This window comes from Flavobacteriales bacterium, from assembly GCA_025210805.1.
In the GTDB taxonomy this organism is placed as follows: Bacteria; Bacteroidota; Bacteroidia; order Flavobacteriales; family CAJXXR01; genus JAOAQX01.
This window is the reverse complement of the sequence record JAOAQX010000019.1, coordinates 19,431-38,865: the sequence shown is the minus strand read 5'-3', so window position 1 is coordinate 38,865 and position 19,435 is coordinate 19,431. Positions and strand designations below refer to the sequence as shown.

The window sequence follows — 19,435 nt, the reverse complement described above, 5'->3', positions numbered from 1 at the left end:
ACAAAACAAAAGTTTACACCATAATCGGCATAATAAGCATCAAGACATCTTCATTAGTGTCTTCTTGTTCTCCTGCAGGTCGTATAATTCCTGCTCTACTTGGCTGACTCATTTCAATTACAATTTCATCACTAGTAATGTTTTGAAGAAGTTCCAACAAGAATTTTGAATCAAAGGCAATATTAAAATCTCCATCAAATTGACATTGGATTTTTTCATCTGCTTTATTAGAGAAGTCTAAATCTTCTGCTTTTAGTTCCAACATATTATTGGTGAGTGCAAACTCTACTTGATTCGTAGTTTTGTTTGAGAACACAGCTACACGCTTAACAGAATTCACTAGAGTAGCACGATCTATATAGAGTTTATTTGGATTATCCTGTGGTATTACCGCATTATAATTTGGGAATTTCCCTTCAATAAAACGACAAGTTAATCGGATATTTTCTAATTCAAAAAAGGCATTATTCGCGTTATAAGTAAGCGTTAACTCCTCTTCTTTGCTACTCAAAATACTTTTTAGAACATTTATTGGCTTTTTAGGCAAAGTAAAAGCGGCTTCTTCTGTGGAATTTATATCTTCTCTTTTGTATCTAACGAGTTTGTGGGCATTGGTGGCAACAAAAGTAGTTCCATTGGGTGAAAATTCAGAATACACTCCTGTCATTATAGGACGTAGATCATCATTTCCTGTTGCAAAAAGTGTATGATTGTAAGCCGAAAGAAGAGGTTGAGCTGGGATTTTAATCGTATCCTCTGATTCTACTTTTGGTATTTCTGGAAAGTCTCTTCCATCTAGGAATGCTAGCTCATACTGCCCTTGCATAGAGCTAATTTCCACTAAATTTCTTTCTTTGTTAACAAAAAATGTGAGTGGTTGCTCTGGGAAATTCTTGAGCGTATCTAGAAGCATTTTCGCAGGCACTGCGATAATTCCTTCCGACTTTGCTTGTACTTCGAGAGATATTTCAATTGAAGTTTCCAAATCAGTTGCCGAAATAATCAGCTCATCTTCTTTTATTGTAAACAGAAAATTCTCAAGAATAGGCATCGAGCTAGAATTACTGATTACCGTACTTGCAATGCTAATCTGCTTTAGCAAACTGGTACTTGAAACTAAAAATTGCATATTTTTTATTTTGTTTTTGTCATAGCAAATATAGAAAAAGCTCAAGAGATTTTAAAAACTTTTGGCAGCTATTTAAGCCTTAACTTTATTCGTTTTATTAATCCCTTCTATAGTGAATATAATCGGTAGTTTCCCACTTTTTTCGTTTTTTCCCTTTACTATCTCGGTATTTTACTTTCTTCTTTTCTTGCTTTATTTCCAAAGTATAATGAGCGTTTTTGTTTACTCTCAAATCTTTAAAATCAAACTCGTTGTCTAACAGAAATATATCTGGTACAAATGAATTTGGGAATAATTTGAGACGCTCAATTTCTTCTGCCTTAAAGTCTAATTCTAGGTTAACCACTGGAGACACCCATGGCACTGCTTGGAGCTGTATAACCTCTTCAAAAAGAGGGAAATCTTGTTTTCTTCCATACATCTGCAATAGCGGAATATAATAAAGAAATTTACGTCCGTCTTTTAGGCTTACTTCAAGCTCTAAAGGCATGGGCATTTGTCCTTTTCGTATCAATGTAACACGAGTTGTATTTTCTTCCCAAGATACCTGATAAATTCCGTAGTCTATTTTCTTGGTAGTTTGTGTCCAATTTTTAAAGAAATGATCCAAATTTACACCCGAAATCTCTTCGGCAATTCTTATAAAATCTAAAGGTTTTGGGTGTTTAAAAGCCCATTTCTTATAATAAGCTCTCAGAGTCTTTCTTGTTTGCTCTTTCCCGATGATATATGAGAGATTTTCTAAAAACAACGCTCCCTTTGAGTAGGCTGCAACACCATATCCCATATTGGTATGGTACATATCTGCATGAGTTCCTAGAGGTTCTTCTAGATTATATTCATTGATTCTTTTGTAGGATCTTACAGAACCACTGTGATCTGCATAGGTTGTATTGCTATTTTGCCATCCAAAATAATGCTCTAGTTCTGTTGAAGACCAAGTAGTAAAACCTTCATCCATCCATTCATACCACAACTCATTAGTAGCGAGCATTCCTTGGTACCAAGAGTGCATTAGTTCATGTATTGCTGTTCCACGGCTAGATCCTTTTACCATAGTACACATAGGATATTCCATTCCGCCGTCACCTCCTTGAATAAAGGAATATTGAGGATAAGGATAATCTCCAAACCATACTTTTGCCTGTTGTAGAACCTTTGGCATATCTTTTTGGAGGGTTTTCCACCCTTCATCAGCATCTTCATAAAGGAAATGAAGCTTTTGCTTTGTATTTGGAATTTCTACAATATCGTGTTTAAAATCTGGATCGGCAGCCCATGCAAAATCATGAACATTTTCTGCATAAAAATGCCAAGTGTTTTTAGACATATCCTTGCTATATCTTTTCTGGTTATAATGTGATTTTGGATTCAAGTCATAAGAATGAATATCGGTATTCACAAAACTACCAGCATTTTGAACTTCTCCAGTTCCGCCCAGAATATAATCTTTATCTATAGTGATACATACATCAAATGAACCCCATTCTCCATAAAATTCTCTTCCAATATATTGATCAATATGCCAACCATCTACATCGTATACAGCCATTTTAGGATACCACTGCGTCATGGTATAGCGAATTCCTTCTTTGTTATCTCTTCCTGATCTTCGAATTTGTTTTGGCACTTGTGCTAAAACATCCATTTCAAAATATACGGTATCACCTGGGTTTATAGGATTTGTTTTTACTTTTAAAAGTGTTCCTATCGTTTCTGTAGAAAGAATTTTTCCGTTTTGAGACAGAGTAGGAATTTGGATAAATCCTATTTCATCGGCTTTTAAACCAGCTATTCTATTCCCTACTCGCTTATCAGGATCCAGTACTGTTCTTGATCGAATATCCATCATACTATTTGGCTGAAAAGCATTAAAATAGAGATGAAAATATACTTCATTGAGTACATCGGGTGACTGATTGATATACTGTACTTTTTGTTTTCCTGTATATTGGTTGGATTCGGCATCAAGGTCAAAATCCATTGTATAGTGAACTTTTTGTTGCCAATATTGAGATTGTGCAATTCCTAAAAAAGGAACAAAAAAGAGAAAAAGAGCTATTTTTTTCATTGAGAAAAGTACTAATTTTTAAAAAGGGAATCGACAAATTCTACACGGTTAAATTCTTGCAAGTCTTCCAAGCCTTCACCTACTCCAATGTATTTTACAGGCACTTTAAACTCATCAGAAACTCCGATAACGACACCACCTTTAGCAGTTCCATCAAGTTTTGTAAGAGCAAGTGAGGTAATATCGGTTGCTTTAGTGAATTGTCTAGCTTGTTCTACGGCATTTTGACCTGTAGAAGCATCCAAAACTAAAAGAACCTCGTGTGGTGTATCCAGCTTGAGCTTTTGCATCACTCTTTTTATTTTAGAAAGTTCTCCCATTAGGTTTACCTTATTGTGAAGTCTTCCTGCGGTATCTATAATGATAACATCGGCATCTTGAGCCAGTCCTTTTTGGAGGGTATCAAAGGCTACAGATGCAGGATCGGATCCCATTTTTTGCTTTACAATATCTACGCCTACACGATCTGCCCATACTTGAAGCTGATCAATTGCTGCTGCACGGAAGGTATCTCCTGCACCCAGCAATACTTTTCTACCCATCTTTTTGTGTTGGTAAGCCAGTTTTCCGATTGTGGTAGTTTTCCCCACACCGTTCACACCAATAACCATAATGACATAAGGTTTTTTCCCTTCTGGGAGATCAAAACCTACGGTATTAAGCGTGTCTGTTTCCTCAAGTAGAGCGGCAATTTCTTCTTTCAAAATTTGGCTCAACTCGTCAGATCCAAAGTATTTATCGTTGGAAACTCGTTCTTCTATTCTTTCGATAATTTTTAGGGTAGTATTCACCCCAACATCAGATGTGATGAGTACTTCTTCTAGTTCGTCTAGCGTTTCATCATCAACTTTGGACTTCCCTGCCACAGCTTTGGCAAGTTTAGAGAAAAAACTCGTTTTTGTTTTTTCTAGTCCTTTGTCTAAATTTTCTTTTTTTTCTTTAGAAAAAAATCCGAATAATCCCATATTTTAGACGTTTATAATTCTCAATAAATTTATCAATTTTGATTTACATATTTCTCAAAATTCAACACAATTTAACACAAAGAAAATGATTGAACTAGAGAAACCTACAATTTCAACAAAAAAAATAGCTCCCGAAAATACGGAAGCCATTATTTATTATCGATTGCGCGAGTGAATCAATTTTATTTATTAAGGAAGTCCTTTACTCGGTCCTTCAATAATACTTCTTCTTTGAATACGTAAGCTCCGGTTTTTTCAGAACGAACCATTTTTACCGCTTTCGTATAATCTTTAGCTCCTTTTTTCTGAAGCGTTGCTACTGTTTTCTTTGCCATGACTTACGATTATTTTAACTCTTTATGAATAGTGTACTTTCTCATGATCGGGTTGTATTTTTTAAGCTCAATACGATCAGGAGTGTTTTTCTTATTCTTAGTAGTGATGTATCTTGAAGTTCCTGGAAGTCCAGAATCCTTATGTTCAGTACATTCTAGTATTACCTGTACTCTGTTTCCTTTCTTTGCCATCTCTATTTAATTTTTTCGAGTGGCAAATATATGATTTAATAATCAAAGTACATTGGTTTGTAGACTTTTTTTTCAATTTATTTTCTTCCAAAATCTGCAGGGATTTCCCCCCAATACTTTGTTTCCCATTTTTTAATCTTTACACCTGCTGGCCAATCGTGGGTTCTCAGATATTTTTCTGCTCGGTAAATAAGATCCCAAAGCTTTTGATTTTTAGAGGTTTTAGAAAGTTTTGTCCTGCAAACTTTATCCAGCACCCACCTCATTGCTATTTTAGAATCTGAATAAATAATTCCATAATGTTCTTTTGTTTTCTCGATATGTGCCAAAGCATGAACGATTGCTAAAAACTCTCCAACATTGTTGGTTCCTTCGTCCAATGGACCTACACGAAAGATTTCTTTCTGTCTTTCCATATTCACAGCTCGATATTCCATTTTACCAGGATTTCCACTACAAGCAGCATCCACAGTAAGTGCTTTTCCATCAGGCAAACCCACTAAATCTATCCAGTCTTTATTTTCTTGTTGATAACTTGGTTTTGTATCCTTTCCCCAATAGTCTTGCCATCTACCCTCAAAAGCCGTCTGAGCTTCCGCTTGAGATTTAAATGATTTATATCTGGCTTCTGCAAAACCTTCTATTTGTTTTTTGCAAGTATTCCAGTTTTCATAAATTCCTGGGGTATGACCTTCCCATACCACATAAAACTTTTTACTTTTCTTTGCCATTATTTTCGTTTAAACCGTGAATAAAAGATTTATAATAAGAAATAATTAGACTTGTAATAGGAATAGCGATAATCATTCCGATGACTCCTAAAAGGGAACCCCAAACAGAAAGTGACAATAAAATAATTGCTGGATTCATACTGGTAATATTTCCCATTATTTTAGGTACAATTACAGCATCTTGAATAATTTGTACAATTGCATAGACTACAAGAACCAATATGGCACAATACACAAAGGATTGATCTCCATCTACACTTTGCAGCAAAGCCAAAAACAGGGCTGGCGGAATAGAAGCCAGTTGCATATATGGAATCATATTGAGCGCACCAACGAATAAGCCGAAAAGTATTGCCATGGGCAAACCAATAATTGAAAAACCAATAGCAAATAAAATCCCCACTGAAAGAGCTACCAAAGCTTGTCCTTTAAAGTAACCATCCATTGCCTCTTGAAAATCCTTTACAAATCTGATAAGCGTTATTCTATATTTTGGTGGAATTAGTTTCCCCCAATCATTTGCAAAACTTGGGTAATCTACCAAGATAAACACCCAGTAAAGCAAAACAATAAAAATGGTAAATAACCCCATTACAAATCGTAATGAAAATCCTAAAACATCAGTAACACTATTCGTGACTTCCATCAAAATTGATTGAAAATCAATTGAAGATAAAAATTTCTTTATTTGCGGCTCATCTTTATATTCCACGATAAAATCCTCGATAATATTAGGAACTCCCTCCAATCCTTTTATAGAATCTTTGGCTAGAAATTTATTCATCATCGGTTCTAAACTCGCTATTTCCCCAGAAATAAGAGGAATCAACAACATTAAAACTAAAGTGGAAACGATGGTTGTAGAAAGAAAGCTAAGTAAAATAGAAAGTCCTCTCTTTTTTGTTTTTCTCTGAAAAAACAACACCAAAGGATTCATATAATAAGCCAAGAAAATGGCAATAAAAAAGGGAATGAGTACTCCTGAAAGTCGATCGAGCAGAAGATATAAACCAGTAATCACTAATAGAGTGATAATTATTCTTACAACCCGATCAAAGGTGTATTTATTCGTTTCCATCTAATGAAATTTTAATTTTAAAGTATCGATGATAAATCAAAGGTTTCTTTTAATCTAACACCTTTTTCTGTATGGTGAACTCTACAACATTCACTATAATAATCATGCTCCAAATATAAAACATAATTATGATCAGCTGCTTCATTGAGGAATTTCTTCTTTTCTGCCAAAGTTAATAATGGTCTAGTATCATAACCCATCACATACGGTAAAGGAATATGCCCTGTACTGGGTAATAAATCTGCCGTAAATACGATGGTTTCATTTTTATAACTAATAAATGGGATCATTTGCTTATCAGTATGTCCGTCATAAAAACGAATAGAAAAACCTGGAAATAGCTCCCCTTCCTTTTCCACAAACTTCAACTGCCCAGACTGTTCCATGGGTAAAATGTTTTCTTTTAAAAAAGAAGCCTTTTCTCTGTCATTTGGTTCGGTTGCCCATTTCCAATGATCTTTATTGGACCAGTAAGTTGCGTTTTTAAAATAAGGAACAAAATCTCCCTTGTCGTTCTCAATAATTCCACCACCACAATGATCAAAGTGTAAATGTGTCAAGAACATATCCGTAATATCATCAGGATGATACCCATTTTCTTTTAGAGACTTTTCTAAAGAATAATCTCCATGTAAATAATAATATGAAAAGAATTTTTCCGATTGTTTCTCCCCTATTCCATTGTCAATTAAAATAACTCTTTCTCCTGTGTCTATAAGTAAACATCTCATAGCCCAAGAACACATATTATGTTCATCTGCAGGATTCGTACGAGACCAAAGGTTTTTAGGAACTACACCAAACATCGCACCTCCATCCAGCTTAAATAGCCCTGTCATTATGGGTATTAACTTCATATTCTTATCTTGTTTTGTGATTTATCATTCATTTAACGAATGATTTAAAAAATTGAACAAATTTAATTATCTTTGTTAGATACAAACACAACCAATTTTTTAGAAATATATGAAAAATCTATTTCGTTTACTTATTTTGATCCCATTTTTTGGGTTTTCGCAGTTTAGCTTTAATATGGATTCTGTAAAGGTTTGTTACTCGGGGCAATATTTCCAAATTTCCTCTTTACCTCCTTATCTAGACCATGTAGATTTTAGCATAAACAATCTTGATACGGTATTCAATGTAACAGATGACGTGCATTCTGGTGCTATTAATATGGGATTCAATTTCAAGTTTTATGGCACAAATTACAATCAAGCCGTAATTAGTACAAATGGATATGTTACATTCAATACAGTTCATGCTAACACTGGTTCACAATGGGCAATAGGATCTCCTATTCCTAATGGGGTTAATTCTGATGCTTATAATTCTGTAATGTGTCCTTATACAGATTCATACCCTGCCGCAAATTCCACAATGATTTATGGAACAGCTGGAGTTGCTCCAAATAGAGCTTTCATTGTAATCTGGAATGATTTCATCATGTATAATGCTAATAATTGTCCTGGATTTTGTTATTCAAGCTCGGTAATTTTCCTAGAAGGTTCGAATAAAATTATCAATTCTATTTATAGCTATGATTTTTGTAATAATTGGAATGGAGGAACAGCAGTTCAAGGTCTTTATAAAGACGCTAATTCAGCCCTTATCATAAACGACCCAGTTACAGGACAACCTAGAAACCAAGGGAATAACTGGACTGCAAATGTAGAAACATGGATTTATAGCCCTTCAGGAAACACTTATACTTATCAACTAGCACCGCAATTTACTAACCTTGTTGTACCTACATGGCATGACGCACAAGGAAATCAATTAGGTTACGATTATGTTTTGGGTTATACCGCTCCAAATATCAACTCACTACCAACAGTTCTTACAGCACAATCAATTCAATGTAATGATACTGTTGAAGTAAATATTCCTGTAGTATTAGATTGTCCTCCACCAATAATTCAACCAGTAGGTGAAAGTTGTCCAGGATTAAATGATGGAGAAATTATTTTCCAATTAGATCCACAATGTAATATAGTAGGAACAGAATGGGAAGTAACACTTTTAGATAAAAACAACAATCCTTTAGGACAAAGTTTCAAGGATTCTATTTTCCCTATGACATTTACAAATTTAGCTATGGGACTTTATCATATTTCTTATGAATCACCTCAACAACAAAATTGTTTTGACACAGTTCCTGTAATTGTTCCACGAAAATTTTATGAATCTCAATACCATGCAACGGTTACGCCAGTTGCCTGTAAAGGTGAAAGTACAGGAATCATTGAAATTGTATATCATGGTGGAACCAATAAAGATTGGACTTTAAAAATAGAAGACAACGCTGGACAATTAATTGAAAGTACGCAAACCGACTTTACAAAGTACAGTTTTAAAAACCTTAAAAAAGGAGAATATACAATTACTATAAATTCAGGAACCACTTGTGAAACAATCGCAAAATATACGGTTACAGAACCTGATGAATTACGATTCACCAAAACAGATTATAACCACAATCAGTGTAGTGAATTAACATCATTTATGGACTTCACCATTGCTGGAGGAAACCCACCGTATGAATATTTCTTGGATAGTGCAAAAATCATCGCACCAAATTTCCAAAAACTAAATACGGGTGAACATCACCTAGAAGTTGTAGATGCACGAGGATGTATTATCACACACAGCTTCCCTATTAGAGACCTATGGAGTCCTAAAGTAGATTATGACTTTATTGACAAAGAATATAGCGTAGATGAAGCAACCGTTAAATTCACCAATAAAACAGAAATAAATCCTTGGGTAAAAATAGACTCTTACTGGTGGGAGTTTGGAGATGGAGTAACCAGCTCTGAAGAAAATCCGACTCATACATTTACTCAATCTGGAAATTATATTGTAGATCTAATTGTCTCTGATGACAATGGATGTGTTGCAAACAAACAATACACGGTAAGAGTAGTAGCTCCAGATCTTATTTTTCCAAATGCTTTTACACCAAATGGAGATGGACAAAACGAATTCTTTAAACCAGTACCAAATAAAGTTTCCAATGATGACTATAAATTTCATATCTTTGATAGATGGGGAAAAGAAGTTTTCTCAACACAAAATCTTGATGAAGGTTGGTCTGGATTAAACAAAGACGGTGAAATTGAATCAGGAACTTATATTTACAAAGTATATTTCACAGATGTTTACGGAGTAAAGAAAGAAAAACAAGGATATATTCAGTTAATTAAATAACACTACACACTACACAAACTAAAGTCGGAAAGCAATTTCCGACTTTTTTTATATCCTTAGCTTAGAAAAATTTACCTAAATAAAGTATTTTTGCACTTCGATTCCATTTCAAAAAAAAGTATTACAAAGAGTAAAAATCGCTATTTGTTTTAAAAAGCATTTTAATTACTCTAAGTAACCAATTTTGAAAAAATAATATTTTGTTTCACAACGAACCAAACAGTATGCAAGAAAAACTAATTATTCTGGATTTTGGCTCTCAATACACACAATTGATTGCCCGTAGAGTTAGAGAACTCAATATCTATTGTGAAATTCACCCTTACAACAAAGTTGCAGACATAGATTCTGACACAAAAGGGGTCATTCTTTCAGGAAGTCCATCATCTGTAAATGATGAAAACCACCCAATTCCAGATTTAAGTAAAATTCGTAATAAAGTTCCTTTACTAGGAGTTTGTTATGGAGCACAGTTTCTTGCACATAGTTCTGGAGGAACTGTTAGTCCATCTAAACACAGAGAATATGGAAGAGCACATCTAAATACTGTAGATAACTCTTGTGTTCTTATGAATACTATCCCAACAAATTCCCAAGTATGGATGTCTCATGGAGATACAATTACAGATCTACCTGAGAACTTCAAAGTAGTAGGAAGCACAAACGATGTACACGTTGCTGCCTACCAAATTGAAGGGGAAAAAACATATGGAATTCAATTTCACCCAGAAGTTTACCATTCTACAGACGGACTTACTTTACTTAAAAACTTTTTGGTAGATATCTGTGGATATAGCCAAGACTGGACTCCAGATTCTTTTATTGAAGAAACGGTGAAAGACTTGATGACCAAACTAGGTAATGATAAAGTCGTTCTTGGTTTATCTGGTGGTGTAGATAGTACCGTAACAGCAGTATTACTTAACAAAGCCATTGGGAAAAACCTCTACTGTGTGTTTGTAAATAACGGATTACTTCGTAAAAACGAATTTGAATCTGTTCTTGATAATTATGAACACCTTGGTTTGAATGTAATAGGCGTAGATGCTTCACAAAAATTTTATGATGCACTTCAAGACCTTTCAGATCCAGAAAAGAAAAGAAAAGCCATCGGAAAAGTTTTCATTGATGTTTTTGATGAAGAATCTGCAAAAATTGAAGAAGTAAAATGGCTTGCACAAGGAACCATTTACCCTGATGTAATTGAATCTGTATCAGCAACTGGTGGACCTTCAGCTACAATAAAGTCTCACCACAATGTAGGTGGGTTACCAGATTATATGAAATTACAAATAGTAGAACCGATGAGACTACTATTTAAAGATGAAGTAAGACGTGTAGGAAAAGCACTTGGTTTATCTCATACACTTCTTGGTCGTCATCCATTCCCAGGACCAGGTTTAGCCATTAGAATTCTTGGAGATATTACTCCAGAAAAAGTGTCTATTCTTCAAGAAGTTGATCATATTTTCATTGAAGGACTTAAAGAACACGGACTGTATGACCAAGTTTGGCAAGCAGGTGCTATTTTACTCCCTGTACAATCTGTAGGAGTCATGGGAGACGAAAGAACTTATGAACAAGCTGTTGCTTTAAGAGCCGTGGAATCTACAGATGGAATGACGGCAGATTGGGTTCATTTGCCTTATACTTTCCTTGCCGAGATTTCTAACAAAATCATCAATAGAGTAAAAGGAGTAAATAGAGTAGTGTATGACATAAGCTCTAAACCACCTGCAACAATTGAATGGGAATAATCCCGCAATAAAGTTTTATGGGCTTTAAAGTTTCTTAACTAAACCCAACAACACACAAGGAAGTCATCTATTTTTTCATAGATGACTTTTTTTATAACTAAAGAGTGATTCCGTTTATCTTCAAAAAAGATTGATTTATCTAAAACTTAATATCAGATTCCTAATAGAAGAAAAAAAAATCCTATCTTTATAAACGTAAAACAAATTAACTAGAAAAAAAAATTTAATTATGAGCAAATTTGACGAAGCAGTAGCATTATACCAAGGAGAATTTGATAAACTAGGAGTGAAATTCGATGCAGATCTTCTTACAAAAGTAGCAAAAGGTCTTGGACCATCAATTTATAATGATGATGCTTCTAAAGTATCTTCTTCGGATCAATCTGAGCTTGATAGAGTAAAAGAAAAATTCCTTATGGGGAAATTAGGACTTGCTGATAGCACTGAGCTTGATGGAGCAATTTCTGATGTTGTAGAAACTCTTGGGAAGTCAAATAGAAACAAGTACAGAGCAATGTTCTACTACCTTTTAGTTGAAAAATTTGATAAAGCTGATATCTACAACTAGTAGATACTTTTATTAGAACACAAAAAAGGTGAAATTCAATTGAATTTCACCTTTTTTTTATCTCATTTACCTTGTAGTACTACTGAATTTTACCCAAAGGCAGTTCTTTAGATTCTACCAAGTATTTTTGAGTTTTATCTAGTACCCCATTGATGAAAACTGCACTTTTGGGTCCCGAATAATCTTTAGCAAGCTCAATATATTCGTTCATAGACACCCTTAAAGGAATATCCTCAAACTCATAATACTCTGTAATTGCCATTTTCATAATCATGAGATCCATAAAAGCCAATCGATCTAATTCCCAGTTTTTTAAATGCTTCTCTATCAAGCCATTTAAAGAACTCCAACGGTTAACACTTTTAATAAATAGTTGTCTCCCAAAATGGATTGTATCTTTATCTGATACCGATTTTGGCAATTGTTTATATTCATCATCCTTTTCTTTAAAGGATTTTAGAAATTTATAAGACATCGTATTTGCCAATGGCATATCATCTACCCAGTTTAAATTACTCACCAAATAAGCTTGGTGCATTTCTTCATTCTCGGCAATATGATTATTGAAAAATTCTAAAACTTCCATTTTATCCTTTTCAAATAGATTTTCTTCTCCTTTAAAATCAAGTTTTTGATCAAAGAATTTTTTAGCCAAAGATTCTATCAATTGAACATTTTCTTGATCTACAGAAAAAGATAATTTACCTATTTTATCAAGCAAAATAATATTACCTGAAAGTTTTTGTAAAATTTGGTTGTTGATAATCTTGTTCCAACGATAGAGGTCATTTCGATCTGGTGAGTATTTATTCTTCTCGATTTCCAATTTTTCTTCTGCCTCATTCTTTATTCGCATCAAAACATTGATTTGAACGAGAAATAGAGAATAAAAATCGTCGAAACTTTTTACCAGTTTTTTATCAAAACTTACGATTTGATCTTGATGGTTGGACTCTGCAGAACCTTGTTGGTGGAAGGCGTACAGCTGGTGCATCACTTTGCGTCTTACTTGTCTTCGGTTTAGCATCTTCTTAGTTTTGATAAAAAAAATAGACAAGTTTTTATGGTTGTAAAATAAAAACTTGTCTGTAATTTACTTAAAAAATATATTATAATCCGTTTTGGATTCTATCTACAGCTATTACTTGAGCAGCTTTATGTGTTGTGATATTCTCTTTTTCTGCTTTTTCAAAGATTTCTAAAGTTGTATTGAAAATTTCCTTTGTTTTCTCCATTACATCTTCTTTCGTCATATCATGTAGCTCAGAATATACATTGATCAATCCTCCTGCATTAATTAAAAAATCTGGAGCATAAACAATTCCCAGTTCTTTAAGTTTTTCTCCATGAATCACTTCATCAGCTAGTTGATTATTCGCAGCACCTGCAATAATCTCACATTTCAATTTAGGAATGGTTGTATCATTAACCGTAGCACCCAATGCACATGGAGCATAAATATCCATTTCTACTTCATAGATGGCATCTCCTTCAACAATAGTTGCTCCATATTTCTCAGAAATTTCTTGCATTCTGTCCATAAAGATATCATTGATCATTACTTCGGCACCTTCTTCTGTTAGATGCTTCACTAGGTTTTCACCTACATGACCTATTCCTTGAACAGCTACTTTTTTTCCTTTCAAGCTATCTGATCCCCACTTATACTGTGCCGAAGCTTTCATACCCATATACACCCCATAAGCAGTGAAAGGAGAAGGATCTCCTGCTCCACCCATTTCAATAGGAATTCCTGTAACGTGCTTAGTGCTTTCGTGAACCATTTTCATATCATGTGTAGTCATTCCTACATCTTCTGCTGTGATATAAGAACCTCCTAAACGATCTACATATTCACCAAATTTTTTCATCAAATCATCAGTTTTTTGCGTTTTTGCATCACCAATGATTACTGCTTTTCCTCCTCCAAGTTTCAACCCAGAAATAGCAGCTTTGTAAGACATTCCTCTAGATAATCTTAAAACATCTATAATTGCTTCCTCATCTGAAGCGTAATCCCACATTCGGGTTCCACCCAAGGCAGGTCCTAAATTGGTATTATGAACCGCTATTATTGATTTCAAACCAGTTTCCTTATCATAAGAGAAAACCACTTGTTCATGATCCATAGTTTCCATTAGGCTCATGATGCTTTTTGTATCTTTTGTACTCATCCTACAGTTTTACTATATAATTTCGTTACTTTGAAAAGCCAAAAAAATAATCTTTTATCAAGCTATTATTTTAGCTTCGCAAAAGTACATTATTTTTAGCAATTTTCTACCAAAATATGAAGGAGCTACTCTATCTAAAAAAATATTTCATTAAATATAAACTCCCCCTACTGTTAGGTGTGGTATTTATATTGATTTCCAATATATTTTCTGTTATTATTCCAGAATTTATCGGTAAAAGCTTTGATGAAATCACAAACTACTTAAACTTGTCAAATCAAGATAACCTCGATATGAAAGGTTTTAAATCTTTATTAATTACCTATAGCGGAGTAATTCTGGGAGCGGCAATTTTAAAAGGGTTTTTTACTTTTTTGATGCGTCAAACAGTAAATGTGACTTCTAGAAAAATTGAATTTGATATCAAAAATGAAATTTATACCCATTACCAAAAATTAGAAAGCAATTTCTATATCAAAAATAAAACGGGGGATATTATCAATAGAATCTCAGAGGATGTTTCTAAGGTAAGAATGTTTCTAGGACCAGCAGTTATGTATTCCATCAACTTGGTCATTATGATTGCCTTGGTGGTGTGGAGAATGTATTCGGTAAGTCCGTTACTTACTCTTTATACAGTAATTCCTATGCCCATTTTAGCTTTTACCATTTATTATGTGAGTAATAAAATCAATAAAAAAAGCTTGCTCGTTCAGGAATCATTAGCAAAAATCTCCAATATAAGCCAAGAATCATTTGCTGGAATTCGTTTTATTAAATCTTATGGACTAGAAGATACTTTGTTTTCCGCCAGTAAAAAAAGATATGAAAACTATAAGGATGATAAAGTAAGTCTTATTAAAACACAGTCTCTTTTCTTTCCTTTAATGATTCTTTTAATCGGAATTTCTAACCTGACAGTTATTTACTTTGGTGGACAAGAAGCTATTTTGGGCAATATTACTCTGGGTAGTATTCCTACTTTTTTAGTTTATGTAAATATGCTTACTTGGCCTGTGGCTTCTATTGGGTGGGTGAGTTCTATTACCTATACTGCGGCAGCATCTCAAAAAAGAATCAATGAATTCTTAAAAACCAAACCGAGCATCATAAATACCGCCAAGGAAAAAACAAGCATTTTAGGTGATGTAGAGTTTAAAAATGTACATTTTACCTACCCTCATTCTGGAGTGAAAGCACTTCAAGGGGTTTCCTTTAAAATTAAAAAAGGTGAAACACTAGGAATTATCGGTAAAACTGGATCTGGAAAAACCACCATAGCTCAATTGATATGTAGAGTTTTTGATATTCAAAACGGTGAAATTAACCTCAACAATAAGGAAGTTAAAGATCATCATCTTTATGGGCTAAGAAATCATATAGCTTATGTTCCTCAAGATGTTTTCCTTTTTTCAGATTCGGTAAAAAACAATATTGCATTTGGTGTAGAAAATGCTCAGGAAAATGACATTATCGAAGCTGCAAAAATGGCTGTGGTACACGAAAATATTGAGAATTTTAAAGAACAATATGATACCAAAATAGGAGAAAGAGGTATCAGTCTTTCGGGAGGACAAAAACAAAGAATATCGCTTGCAAGGGCAATGATGAAACAACCCGATTTATTAATTTTGGATGATTCATTATCTGCTGTAGACATGGAAACAGAGCATCAAATTATTGCGAATCTTCAAAAATGGATTAAAGATAAAACTTCTATTATTATTTCCCATAGAATATCTTCTGTACAACATGCAGATCAAATAATTGTTCTTGACCAAGGTAAAATTATAGAAAAAGGAACCCACCAAGAACTTTTAAAACTTGATGGGCACTATAAAGAGGTTTACCAATCTCAGCAGGAAACTTAGAACGTTCTCCAATAAGACTTTATTGGCTTAAAAATCTCTACTTTGTTAATCTTTCAAACTTTGTATTGGAAATCCATTCTGACATCACCTCTAGAACCTCAGGTGAAATCGTCTGTTCGATCTGTATATATTCTTCTACAGATCCCGTTTCACAATGTTGAAATAGATGGTTTAAACTTTCAAAGACTTGTATTTTATGAGGAACACTAGATTTTTTCAGAGCATTTTTTATGATCGGAATATTTAGTTCTTCACTCACCTGCAAATCTTTACTTCCTTGAAGAACCAAAGTAGGAACTTGAAGCATCTCCAGTACGGGCCCTGGATTATAGAAAAGCATTTCTCTAAACCAATTACTTAAATATTGTTTTGTAGTAGATTCTGCCATCATTTCAGCTGTTGCTCCCATGGGAACCATTACTGTTTTATGTGCTTCATACATTTCTCTGATGTATTCCTTTAGATTTTTTTCAATATTCTTAGAATCTTTATTTTTCTTAAAGTATTCAAAAATCCTACGCCCTACTTGCTCCATTGTTTTTATATCCTGATCTGAATGTTTTCCTTGAGCCTTTAAAATTCTAGATTGTTGATCCAAAATCACTTCATAACCTTCTGCTCCAGTTCCTGCCATTAACACGATATATTTTATATTCTTATTTTTATTTGAAACATAAGGTGCAATCATTCCACCTTCGCTATGACCTATAAGACCAATAGAGGCATTTTGAAATCTTTTATCTTTTGAAAAATGATCAACAATAGCCAAAACATCAGCTCCAAAATCAAAAGAAGTAGCCGTTGAAAAATCTCCTGAAGACTCCCCTACTCCACGCTCATCATAACGAAAAACAGCTGTTCCATTTTTCGTCAGATAATCGGCAATAACCATAAATGGCTTGTGATACATCAACTCTTCATCTCTGTTTTGCGGACCGCTTCCTGTGATAAGAATTGCAAGATTTTTATACGTCTCAGCTTTAGGTAAAGTAAGCGTACCTGCGAGTGTGATTTCCTTTTCGGCACCGGGTATTTTTAATTCCTCTACTTGGTATTCAAAAGGTGCTTTAGGAGTCTGTGGTCTTGGGTAAACTTCATCCATTGTTGTGGAAACTAGCTCCATTGGAAAAGTCATTCCGCCTTGAAAAATTTCTCCTTCAATAATTCCTTGCTCCACAAATCCTTCAAATTTAGAACCCAAAGATTTCACTTCAATTGAAATGGCTCCATCATCCAAGGTGAATTTTGTAATTTCATACTTTTCTGTTGTTTGCGTAGGACTTTCTACATAGCCTTTTTCATCACCTTCTGGAAAAGTGAATAGCAAAGGGATTTCCTGATCTCCATAAACTAAATCTCCTTTCCAAAGACCTCGTAATTCTTGAGCATTTAATGATAAAAAAGCGAGTAAAGAACACGCTAGTGTGAATATTTTTTTCATGATTTATAGTAGGTTTATAATAGTTTTAGACAATATTTCTGCCAAAATAATAGACAAAGCAAAAAATAAGATAAATCGGTTTCCTTTCCCATTAACAGAAACTTTATAGGAACGAAAAAGAATAATGAGATAAACAACCAAAAGCAAAATCGCAAAAAGCGAAAACAAGCCGAGAAAAATATAGGCATTTGAATCCAGATGTTCCAAAGCACCTTTTGGGTTTTTAGCCAAAGGCTCCGTTAAATTATAGAGAAGATTATTGAGATTAAAAAGCATCAAAAAATAATAAGGAATTCGAGCGATTAATACCGTGTTTAAAATATCTATCGCTCTGGTGGCAGGATTATACCATTTACCAAAAGCAAACAAAAAGATGAATAAACTGAGTACATTAATTATCGCGTCTGAAAATCCTTCTTCCATACTGACTTCTGAAACAACATGAAGATCCAAAACACCATCCATTCTTACCGAAAAAACAGTTGCCAAATATGTAGATACCACAAGAGACAAAAGCCCCAGTACAAATAATGAATTAGATGGATATACTCCAATAGGATTTAGTAATTTTTTGATCATTTTTGTTGATTTTCAAGTTTTTCAATAATGTCATCTAGAACATTTCTAACAGTAGGGTAACTTTTGTTCATTTTGGCTGCCATTTTTTTTAAAGAACCGCCAGACATTACAAAATCAAGAACAAAATCTTGCTCCTCTCCATTAAGTTTTAAAATAGCAGGAAGTGGAAAGGCTCCTGAAATCTTGGTCTCACAATGGTGACAACTCAATTCACTAACCGCCAATCCATCTTGACAACTTGGACAAATAATTGGTAATTTCTTTTGCATTTTACTAATAATTATTTGACAAATATAATAATATTTTAAATTATATTAATAATTAATTCAATTTTATTAAACTAATATTAAATAATACCAATAAAAAATACATTTTAATAAATATACTTTCATGAACTCATTACAAACTCATCATAAATTTTCCTATTATACATTCAAAACTGCACATTTGACAGATTTTAACGAGGAATTCTAGTTGGGTTCTTTCATTCTGACATATTTTTTTTAGAAATTTGAATGGTTTGATATTTGAGTATTCTCAAACATCGCTATTAACTTTAAAAACAAAATTTAAACAATATGTTATTATACATTATTTTAGGTTTTTTCGCCTTACTTGGTTCTGTAGTGAGCGGACAACTCAGGAGAAAATTTGCAAAATACAGTCAAGAACCCTTGAGTTCCGGTTATTCGGGTAAAGAAATTGCAGAAAAAATGCTTATGGACAAAGGCATTTCTGACGTTCAAATAACGTGTACCCCAGGAACTCTTACAGATCACTACAATCCTGCTAACAGAACTGTGAATCTCAGTGAAGAAGTTTATCACGGAAGAAATATAGCCGCTGCTGCTGTTTCTGCTCACGAATGCGGCCATGCTATTCAGCATGCTACAGGTTATCAATGGTTACAAATGCGTTCAAAACTGGTTCCTTTTGTAAGCATCTCTTCAAAGATCATGAATATTGTGATGATTGTTGGTTTTATTGGGGCATTTGCATTAGGATTCAATTTACAAATCGTTTTAGGAATTATTATTATCGCTCAGGCAATGATTGCTTTGTTTGCATTGGTTACACTTCCTGTAGAATACGATGCGAGTAACAGAGCTTTGGCTTGGCTACAAATGAGCGGATTAGCAGGTCATTCTGAAATGGAAAAAGCAAAAGATGCTCTAAAATGGGCCGCAAGAACTTACCTTGTTTCAGCTATAGCAGCGGTGGTAACACTTCTCTACTATGTGGCACGATTTATGGGTGGAAATAGAAACTAAAGAGTGATTTTTTTGATTGATTTTTGATTAAAATTCTCAACAAAAGAATCCTTAGTATTTAAA

18 protein-coding genes are annotated in these 19,435 nt (G+C 33.9%); 5 read left to right on the top strand and 13 right to left on the bottom strand.

Going from position 1 to position 19,435, the window contains the following annotated elements; translation table 11 throughout:
- Positions 1-13: 13 nt before the first annotated feature.
- From dnaN to N4A45_07430, 8 genes are all read right to left on the bottom strand, one after another.
- Entirely contained in the window at positions 14-1,129 is a 1,116-nt protein-coding gene (gene dnaN, locus N4A45_07465; protein MCT4665054.1) for a DNA polymerase III subunit beta, read from the bottom strand.
- Between the two features lie 97 nt (positions 1,130-1,226).
- The gene (locus tag N4A45_07460; protein ID MCT4665053.1) at positions 1,227-3,200 is read right to left on the bottom strand and encodes a M1 family metallopeptidase; all 1,974 of its coding nucleotides are present in this window, start codon (positions 3,198-3,200) and stop codon (positions 1,227-1,229) included.
- A gap of 11 nt (positions 3,201-3,211) precedes the next feature.
- A complete protein-coding gene (gene ftsY, locus N4A45_07455; GenBank protein ID MCT4665052.1) occupies positions 3,212-4,165 on the bottom strand; it encodes a signal recognition particle-docking protein FtsY in 954 nt (317 codons plus the stop codon).
- A gap of 182 nt (positions 4,166-4,347) precedes the next feature.
- A complete protein-coding gene (locus N4A45_07450; GenBank protein ID MCT4665051.1) occupies positions 4,348-4,500 on the bottom strand; it encodes a DUF4295 domain-containing protein in 153 nt (50 codons plus the stop codon).
- A gap of 9 nt (positions 4,501-4,509) precedes the next feature.
- Entirely contained in the window at positions 4,510-4,692 is a 183-nt protein-coding gene (gene rpmG / locus N4A45_07445; GenBank protein ID MCT4665050.1) for a 50S ribosomal protein L33, read from the bottom strand.
- Positions 4,693-4,769: 77 nt separating this feature from the next.
- Complete coding sequence (locus N4A45_07440) at positions 4,770-5,423, bottom strand: ribonuclease H family protein (GenBank protein ID MCT4665049.1); 654 nt, start codon at positions 5,421-5,423, stop codon at positions 4,770-4,772.
- Positions 5,407-6,501, bottom strand: coding sequence for an AI-2E family transporter (locus N4A45_07435; protein MCT4665048.1), 1,095 nt, complete (start codon positions 6,499-6,501; stop codon positions 5,407-5,409). Before N4A45_07435 ends, N4A45_07440 begins: the two co-directional genes overlap by 17 nt.
- Before the next feature lie 17 nt (positions 6,502-6,518).
- Positions 6,519-7,358, bottom strand: a complete 840-nt coding sequence (locus N4A45_07430; protein MCT4665047.1) for an MBL fold metallo-hydrolase — start codon at positions 7,356-7,358, stop codon at positions 6,519-6,521.
- A 109-nt stretch (positions 7,359-7,467) separates the two neighbouring features.
- On the opposite strand from N4A45_07430, the gene N4A45_07425 reads away from it, so the two are divergent.
- The 3 genes from N4A45_07425 to N4A45_07415 all read left to right on the top strand — a co-directional run bounded on the left by N4A45_07425 (position 7,468) and on the right by N4A45_07415 (position 12,036).
- Entirely contained in the window at positions 7,468-9,711 is a 2,244-nt protein-coding gene (locus tag N4A45_07425) for a gliding motility-associated C-terminal domain-containing protein (GenBank protein MCT4665046.1), read from the top strand.
- 224 nt (positions 9,712-9,935) lie between these two features.
- Complete coding sequence (guaA, locus tag N4A45_07420; GenBank protein ID MCT4665045.1) at positions 9,936-11,468, top strand: glutamine-hydrolyzing GMP synthase; 1,533 nt, start codon at positions 9,936-9,938, stop codon at positions 11,466-11,468.
- Between the two features lie 229 nt (positions 11,469-11,697).
- The gene (locus N4A45_07415; GenBank protein ID MCT4665044.1) at positions 11,698-12,036 is read left to right on the top strand and encodes a DUF2853 family protein; all 339 of its coding nucleotides are present in this window, start codon (positions 11,698-11,700) and stop codon (positions 12,034-12,036) included.
- 79 nt (positions 12,037-12,115) lie between these two features.
- Here the strand turns inward: N4A45_07415 and nusB are convergent, their stop codons facing one another.
- Together nusB and N4A45_07405 are read right to left on the bottom strand one after the other, a co-directional pair.
- Entirely contained in the window at positions 12,116-13,063 is a 948-nt protein-coding gene (gene nusB, locus N4A45_07410) for a transcription antitermination factor NusB (protein MCT4665043.1), read from the bottom strand.
- A gap of 82 nt (positions 13,064-13,145) precedes the next feature.
- Entirely contained in the window at positions 13,146-14,210 is a 1,065-nt protein-coding gene (locus N4A45_07405; protein MCT4665042.1) for a leucine dehydrogenase, read from the bottom strand.
- Positions 14,211-14,326: 116 nt separating this feature from the next.
- Here N4A45_07405 and N4A45_07400 point away from each other — a divergent pair, with 116 nt between their 5' ends.
- Entirely contained in the window at positions 14,327-16,081 is a 1,755-nt protein-coding gene (locus N4A45_07400) for an ABC transporter ATP-binding protein/permease (protein ID MCT4665041.1), read from the top strand.
- Between the two features lie 37 nt (positions 16,082-16,118).
- Here N4A45_07400 and N4A45_07395 read toward each other — a convergent pair whose 3' ends face one another.
- The 3 genes from N4A45_07395 to N4A45_07385 are packed head-to-tail and all read right to left on the bottom strand — an operon-like array spanning position 16,119 to position 18,370.
- Positions 16,119-17,522, bottom strand: coding sequence for an alpha/beta fold hydrolase (locus tag N4A45_07395; protein ID MCT4665040.1), 1,404 nt, complete (start codon positions 17,520-17,522; stop codon positions 16,119-16,121).
- Positions 17,523-17,525: 3 nt separating this feature from the next.
- Positions 17,526-18,101 carry a hypothetical protein gene (locus tag N4A45_07390; GenBank protein MCT4665039.1) on the bottom strand — a complete coding sequence of 192 codons (576 nt, stop codon included), beginning with the start codon at positions 18,099-18,101 and terminating at the stop codon, positions 17,526-17,528.
- Positions 18,098-18,370: a DUF2089 domain-containing protein gene (locus N4A45_07385; GenBank protein MCT4665038.1), complete on the bottom strand. Its 273-nt coding sequence runs from the start codon at positions 18,368-18,370 to the stop codon at positions 18,098-18,100. The genes N4A45_07390 and N4A45_07385 overlap by 4 nt, the downstream gene beginning before the upstream one ends.
- A 309-nt stretch (positions 18,371-18,679) precedes the next feature.
- Between N4A45_07385 and N4A45_07380 the strand changes: the two genes are divergently transcribed.
- The gene (locus N4A45_07380) at positions 18,680-19,372 is read left to right on the top strand and encodes a zinc metallopeptidase (protein MCT4665037.1); all 693 of its coding nucleotides are present in this window, start codon (positions 18,680-18,682) and stop codon (positions 19,370-19,372) included.
- The last annotated feature ends 63 nt before the right edge of the window (positions 19,373-19,435 follow it).